7 protein-coding genes and 1 tRNA gene are annotated in these 7260 nt (G+C 44.6%); 1 reads left to right on the top strand and 7 read right to left on the bottom strand.

The window, feature by feature from the left end; genetic code table 11:
* Positions 1–88 precede the first annotated feature (88 nt).
* From QUB12_RS36050 to QUB12_RS36030, 5 genes are all read right to left on the bottom strand, one after another.
* Positions 89–688 (bottom strand): IS607 family transposase, encoded by a 600-nt coding sequence (locus QUB12_RS36050; RefSeq protein ID WP_333310907.1) that lies wholly within the window; start codon positions 686–688, stop codon positions 89–91.
* A gap of 289 nt (positions 689–977) precedes the next feature.
* A tRNA-Pro gene (locus tag QUB12_RS36045) sits at positions 978–1051 on the bottom strand.
* A 37-nt stretch (positions 1052–1088) separates the two neighbouring features.
* On the bottom strand, positions 1089–1457 hold the full coding sequence (locus QUB12_RS36040; protein ID WP_333310905.1) for a DUF1818 family protein: 369 nt from the start codon (positions 1455–1457) through the stop codon (positions 1089–1091).
* A gap of 272 nt (positions 1458–1729) precedes the next feature.
* Positions 1730–2278 carry a hypothetical protein gene (locus QUB12_RS36035; RefSeq protein ID WP_333310904.1) on the bottom strand — a complete coding sequence of 183 codons (549 nt, stop codon included), beginning with the start codon at positions 2276–2278 and terminating at the stop codon, positions 1730–1732.
* 346 nt (positions 2279–2624) lie between these two features.
* The gene (locus QUB12_RS36030; protein ID WP_015175138.1) at positions 2625–2855 is read right to left on the bottom strand and encodes a DNA-directed RNA polymerase subunit omega; all 231 of its coding nucleotides are present in this window, start codon (positions 2853–2855) and stop codon (positions 2625–2627) included.
* An 80-nt stretch (positions 2856–2935) separates the two neighbouring features.
* Between QUB12_RS36030 and QUB12_RS36025 the strand changes: the two genes are divergently transcribed.
* Positions 2936–3628 carry a GDSL-type esterase/lipase family protein gene (locus QUB12_RS36025; protein ID WP_333148171.1) on the top strand — a complete coding sequence of 231 codons (693 nt, stop codon included), beginning with the start codon at positions 2936–2938 and terminating at the stop codon, positions 3626–3628.
* 98 nt (positions 3629–3726) lie between these two features.
* On the opposite strand, the gene QUB12_RS36020 is transcribed toward QUB12_RS36025, so the two are convergent.
* The gene (locus QUB12_RS36020; protein WP_333148169.1) at positions 3727–5328 is read right to left on the bottom strand and encodes a hypothetical protein; all 1602 of its coding nucleotides are present in this window, start codon (positions 5326–5328) and stop codon (positions 3727–3729) included.
* 334 nt (positions 5329–5662) lie between these two features.
* Positions 5663–7141 (bottom strand): amidase, encoded by a 1479-nt coding sequence (locus QUB12_RS36015; RefSeq protein ID WP_333310903.1) that lies wholly within the window; start codon positions 7139–7141, stop codon positions 5663–5665.
* Between the last annotated feature and the right edge of the window lie 119 nt (positions 7142–7260).

The raw sequence follows: 7260 nt of genomic DNA, 5'->3' as shown, positions 1-7260 counted from the left end.
GGGTTAATCCACAGCACTTTAAAAACTGGTTTACAAGCTGCTGCTACTGTACTTCATAAACCTGGAATCCGCTGTATGTGCCTTTCGGTTAGCTGCATTCAGTGCCTCCATCTCTCAATTCAGCAATTATTTTTTCCGTCTTTCTGCTAGCACGGCGCTGTCCATAAAGTCGTGCAGCAAAGCTTGTAATTATCGCTACCAAGTCTTGCATTAACTCATCTTTTCCGTTCTCTGCAAGATTAACTATTTCTAGTTTAACTCCTGACCGAAGAAGCAATACGCCTAAATAATTCGTACCAAATCGAGCCAATCGGTCTTTATGTTCCACTAGCAGAATGTCGTAACCATCTTGTTGTAGTAGTGTTTCCAACTGCTTTCTGTGGTCATTCAATCCGCTGCCTATTTCTTTTACGTTTCTAACGATTTGATAGCCATTAGCAATGGCGTATTTAGCCAACCGCTCCGATTGGCGGTTAAGGTTTTCTTTGTTTTCGGAGGAAGAGACTCTACTGTACAGGGCGACTCGATTCTTCTTGACTTCGGTGGATGACGCTTGTGGCACGTAGTCAACGATGATTAGACCGCTTTCTGTTTGTCGTGCCGGATGTGGTAGTTTATTCGCTTTCCACCACCGCCACGCAGTTGTGTAACTTATGCCTATTGCTTTGGCGTAGTCAGGTAGTTTCATTTTGACCTCCTGACTACATCTTACCATCATTGCTTACTAATGCTTATAAGCTTAATGAAGTTTTACAATACTTTGCCATAAAAAAGAGCGGATTTTTTAGGCTGACTGATGAAGAGTTTGAGAAGCTAGAATCTTACTGCGAATCACCAGGGATATCGAAATCAGATGCTCTAAGGGAGCTCATTAGAAGCCTTAATATCAAGAAAAAGCCCTCAAGCGAAGGACGAGGCTTTAGACCCAAATTTTCGGCAAAAATAATGGAATCCTTATAAAATAAGGATTCCATCTATCGGAGCGGCGGGATTTGAACCCACGACCCCTACTACCCCAAAGTAGTGCGCTACCAAGCTGCGCTACGCCCCGACAGCTTTAACAGCTTAGCATAGAATTCCCAAAAAAGTCAAAAAACTTTTAAAACTTTTGCGGCCTGCACCAAACTCGGAACCGCAGCCTCCGGCCAAAAACCCTCGCACCTCCTGCCAGCATTCAGGATCAACTGCACGCTGTAAGCTTCGGGATAGCCTTCCACCTGCACCCACAGCAAGTCGCTTTCGGCTTCAATGGCTATTTTTTCCTCGTCCATTAACTCAGAGGCCATTTGACTCATGGTGTCGGCCAATTGCCCCAACAATAGGCAAAAATCGTTTAACTCAGCCTCCGTGAGTTCGATCGCCCAACCGTCGCCAGCCACCAAACCCTTAAACTCCTCCGCCTCCGGGTTCCATCCCAAACGCCACCCAACACCCGTTTTAATTACACGTTCCACCATTGAGGGATTTTAGATTTTAGATTTTGGATTTTAGATTAGGAATGAGAATTAAATAACTTCCACAAGTTTGTGGGATGGGCGTCCCGCCCGTCCTTTTTGGACGGGCGAGACGCCCATCCCACAATAACAATTAAAATTGTAAGTTATTTAATTCGCGATCCTTCGTAGAACTTACCCATAAATACGAAACGGAAGAAACCGGGTTTTTTAGCTGTGTTAAAGGGTCAACAGCAATATTTCCGTAAAAAACCCGGTTTCTGTATCCATGAGTATTAAGGTGCCAGCAACTTCGCATCTCCCGGCTGGGGCTGCGGTATCTCCGGCGAATTCGATCGCCCTTGTGGTTTTTCCCCCGCCGTCGGTGTGCGCCCACCCCCGGCAGTCTCCGTAAAAACATCAACCAAAGCTTGAACCAAAGCATCCCGCTGTGCTCTATTTAAACTTTGAATAGCAGCGCGATCCTGTTCCATTGGATTCGATCGCAAAACGTCCTTTCCCGGATAAACGCTTTCCACCAAATAATCGGGAGTCGCCCCCAAATAGTCAGCTAAACTCAACTTCCAATCAAAGCGGTAATTGGGCGGCCGTCCTTTGACAAATACGTGATATCGAATCAACCGCCCGACTAAAGTATTAGTAGGATCGACTTTTCCAGTTTCCTTAGAAATGTAGTTATTTTCGATCGGCAAATCCGGCAATTTTTCGTACACCAATTTCCACGCATCTTGCACCCTCACTTGTGGCGGCGCAGATTGTTGAGCCACCCGCTGCACTGAGGCCGACTCAGAACTCCGCAGCAGCGAAGGTTTCAAAGCCGACATACTCAGTTCCCCGGATTCCAATACCCAACTCAAAAGCGTGAAAATCGCTACACTCAAAGTAACCAACAGAAAACTTAAGCCCTGCTTTAATCTATTCACGGTTTTGACAAGAATTTCAAAAATAGAATAATTTCATAAACTTACCCCAAGCAGATGTCCTAGTTTCTAATTTTAGGACTTAGGAAAAGAAACCCGGTTTAGGAAAATCAGAAGTTTGTCAACGAGACAGCTAAGAAGAAACCGGGTTTCTCGCCCAGGCCCGCCAGTCTAGTTTGAGAAAGTTTTGAGTGTGGAGTGTGAAAAAATTGCTCGCAATTCACCACTCAAAACCCAAAACTCCCAAAGTCTAGATGTCTCCGATAATTTCCGGCTGAGTCAGTTCGTCCGACATCTCAAATATCGCCCGCATTACAGGTTTCATTTGATGGTCATCCATATTGTCAAAATCTTCATAGCGACGGCGTTTTGCGCGGTTCGCCACCTGCACCGTAATCCGATAGCGGTTGGATGCACCGTTAATCAACTCTTCCGCCCGACGAGTTAGCTGAGTTGAATCGAAGGTTGGACGCTTAACCATGAGACTCCCTACTTTATGTAATGTTACATTCTAGTCTAGTATGTCAAGATTCATAATTTATTAACTGAGTATCATTGCTTATGCAGGTAGCAACAGCCTATTCCTTTGGTCACTTGCATCGGGGAAATTCTCATCCCCTCAAATTGGTTGCTTTCGGTGACAGCTTAATCTACGGTTTCGGCGACGGTGTAGGCGGTGGCTGGGTAGAAAGATTGCGGCGCCAGTGGATGTTACCGGAGAGTGCAGGACACGTTTTATACAATTTGGGCGTTCGGGGCGATCGGGCTTATCAAGTCTCCCAGCGGCTCGAAAACGAGTTTCGCCACCGGGGCGAACTCAGAAACCGCGTCCCGGATGCGATTATTCTTTCCGTAGGTCTCAACGATTCGGCGAGAGTGCAGTCGCCTACCGGGCGCAGCTACACTGATTTTGAACATTTTAAAACTGTTTTGGATCATTTGTTAAACCTGTCCCAACAACTTTGTCCGGTGATATTTGTCGGGATGGTGCCAGTGGATGAAAGTAAAATGCCTTTTCAAGATTGTTTGTATTACAATCATGCTGACCAATATCGGTATAAAGAGGCAACGAAATTAGCTTGTGAGTTGCGGGGAATTCCCTATTTAGATATTTTTGATAAATGGGTAAATCGGGGCAGTGATTGGTGGCGATCTCGCCTGATTGCAGATGGGCTGCATCCCAATGCAGCGGGCTATCAATCTTTATTTGAAGATGTGACAAGCTGGGAGCCACTCGCCAGCATTAGTCATTAGTCAGTTGTCAGTTGTTAGTTGTCAGCTAGGCTGTTGCGCCTGTTATGCAGCTTGTCTAAAAAACTGTGTAATTGATATTACTCTTTTTTTACAAGCAGCTATGTGCGTATACACTCTACTTTGAATGAAAACTTCAGCTTAGGGATTCCGCTTGCCTGTAAAAGACGTGCGATCGTGTCTACACTTTCATCGTATGACATATTATCTTTAGAACCAAATGGAATATCTGCTTTCCATTTCCCATTTAAGGTGACAGTGAGTATAGCAGGTGCTATAAATCTTCTAGGCGATACATACGCCTTGCTTACATATCCTTCTTCTTTGTTCAGCTTTACTTTAGCAAAAGCGGACAAGTAGGTTTCTAGCAGCAACCAAAACACTCTATCTACTGTCGCCTGCAAATAAACTTCGTTGTAACGTTCGCGCAAAGAGATTTGACTCGTCATCCCTTTTGCACCATATATTGTATTGTTCATCCGAATAACTTCAGAATTAACAATTCTGTCTCCTATAGGCTCTTCGAGCTTACCAAAGAATGGCTTAATAAAAATATTCATTCTTTTATCTGTACTGCTGTCTATGTAATTATCATCCTTTGGTAATTGCTCTAGATACCTATTTACCTCATAACGATTTAAGTCAATACCGCGTTCCGTTAACAAGGTGGCCAGATATTGTTTTTTATTGGCAAGATTAGCTAACCTTACCAGCATACCTGTATTACTATCCCGGACAGTTGTTGTGTTGGTTGGTAATACTTGCGCTTGACTGAAATCTATCTCTTCATTAAAAAGTAATTTAACGAAATCTTGTTTATAAGGATATATTCGTTCTATAGCCTTGCGGGAAAGTCTCTCATATAGGTCATCTTGGTTATCTTTAGCCAAAGATATCCCTCCAATCCCAAGCAAACACTTATTTTTTAGGAGGGCTAAAGAAGCTTCATCAACAGCCCTAACGTCTACATTTGCCACTTGAGTCAAATCGTACCCTTGAATGTATTGTAAGGCTTGTCGATCGATTCCATATACTTCTATAACGAACCCATTAACCAACAATCTTCTCACGGCTAATTCATAAATGGGTTTACCTTTATAAGTATAAGCAAATTCCCAATTATTATAATAATTACTGCGCTTTCTAAAAATCCTTCTCAGGAAACGCATTTCTGAGTTCCAGTTGTTGCCTAATTCACTTAGATTTATGCAAATGTGTATTACACTCAGAGGCAAAACAGCCTTTTTTACTCTCCAATTATTTTCCCAAGAGATAGAAGTTTCTATAAATTTAAGGTCTTCTTTTCTGGGGGATTCTACACCTAATACAAAACTGTACGGGGCTAGGCTAAATAACGTTTCCTGTAATAATCTCTCTGTGGGAGCTAATTGCTTAGCCTTGACTTGAGTTCGATTCAACTGCGGGCTGTACTGCTCAATCCGCTGCTGTTCAAGAATGTCAAGTAGCGATTCAGGCAACAATTCGTAGTAGATAGTAAACTGTTTTTTTCGTTGCTTTTGTAGTTGATCTAGTCTGTGGTGACTATCACCTGTCCACCGGGTACGAAGATTCTTTGCTTTTCCGATGTACCAAATTATAAATTTTTCATCTACAACGTAATATATTCCAGATTCTTGCGGCAGTAGTGTTCTGCTCTTTAAACTTATATGAGGTAATTGCAATATCTGTTCGTCTGCACTCATATTTTTGTTTTCTAGTTGATGCGATGTGTCTCTAGAGCTAATATTCTAATGTGGGCGAACTAATGTCAAGGGAACTCGCAGTTCTTCTCAAACCGCTTTGTCCGTAAATCCTGTTAATTGTAGAGACAAGGTAGTCTTTAGACAGCAGTAACAATCAAGTAGGGTGCCTCAGCTAGGATTATTTCCCCTACAAACTAAGAATCTCACAACTGACGCACTCCCGCAAAAAACGGTGCGTCCGATTCATACTTTTCGTGCACATTGAAAATCTCAAACGTGACGCACGCTACCACAAGAGTAAACATTGACCATCAAGTGAAACTTGATAAAATGCTCAGTAACCAGGTGGGTGTTGCAAGCTACCAACCACTTTGTCGATCGCTTCTGCGATCGCCAACAACTCGATTTCGCACCACCGCTTACCAACAATTTGCATCCCAATCGGTAAACCATTTTGAGTTTGTCCAATTGGAATTACCACGGCAGGATGTCCACTAAGATTAGAAGGCAGGGTGTAAGCCCCGTTTGCCACTGCATGAGGATAGGATCTGCCATTAACCTCAACGGCACTCCAAGCGGGACGATGAGTAAACGCAGCGGTTGCCGCAACGGGACAAAGCCATACATCCCACGGTTCTAATGCCTCATCTATATGGGCAGTGAAGGCATCGCGCTGTGTGAGTGCCTCGAAATATCCTTTCAAACTTGGATTCAATATCTCAGGTAGGAATCTGCTGAAATCTCCCAATTTTCGGAGTTCCTTGTCGCCTTGGGTTGCGGTGCGGAAGATTAACTCTAAACTACGACGCAGGTTATATCTATCCTGCGGTTGAGCGTAGATAGTGAGGTACATTGAGATCCGTCCGTAGAGATTCAATATTTTGGAAAGCTCAAAGTCTTTGGGAAGCCAGCGTTCGGTGTGGACACCTGCGTGAGAGAGTGTCTGCACGATCGACTCCATAGCTGCTCGAATTTCAGAAGCAACGGGAACTTCGGCCCATTCAGCAGTCCAAGCGATTTTGAGCTGCTGCACAGGCTTCCCAGAGGGTCGATCGAGCGGAATCGGCGGGACATCAGGGCGTCGCAGATCCGCGCCTGCAATTAACGAAAAACATAGCCGGATGTCTTCGAGCGATCGAGCAAAACAGCCTACTGTCATCATTTGCCGAATAGACAGTGGCATTCCCGGCACTTCAGGAATCTGCCCTGCTGTAGAAATACGGCGATCTGTCGGCTTTAAACCATATATGCCACAGAAATGAGCGGGTTGACGCACCGAACCCCCGAAATCGTTCCCCAAATCCAACGGTGAAAGTCCTGCTGCGACAGCCGCGGCACTCCCTCCAGAACTGCCACCCGGTGTGTAGTCAAGATGCCAAGGATTATTCACCCGTGGAAACAGAGAATTTGTGCTTTGATAATTGGCAGCCAGTTCCGCCATGTTGGTTTTTCCCATGATGACAGCACCTGCTGCCCGCAATCTCGCAACAGCAGTTGCATCCTGTTGAGGGACATAATCTTTGAGGGGAATATAGCCTGCTGTGGTGCGGAGTCCGGCTGTTTCAAAAATGTCTTTAATCGTGATGGGAACCCCATGTAAAGCACCCCAGTTTTCTCCTCTGGCTAGGGCTTCATCGGCAAGTCTTGCTCTAGTACGGGCATTGTCTTCATCCAGCGTACAAATGGCGTTTAATTGCGAGTTGTGCTTGGCGATTTGAGTAAGATAAGCGTCGAGAACTTCGACGGCAGAGACTTGGCGATCGCGAATCAGTCGCGCTAGCTGATGGGCAGAGGCAAACGTCAGGCTACTCATAGGCAACAAACAGGTATTTCTCGATCGAGTCAATTATATTCACTTTTAGTTAGGAATGAGAATTAAATAACTTCCACTCTTGAAAGTGGGATGGGCGTCCCGCCCGTCCTTTTTGGACG

This window comes from Microcoleus sp. B7-D4 (assembly GCF_036705125.1).
In the GTDB taxonomy this organism is placed as follows: domain Bacteria; phylum Cyanobacteriota; class Cyanobacteriia; order Cyanobacteriales; family Microcoleaceae; genus Microcoleus.
The sequence above is the reverse complement of the archived record's forward strand: the minus strand, read 5'-3'. Positions and strand labels throughout refer to the sequence as shown.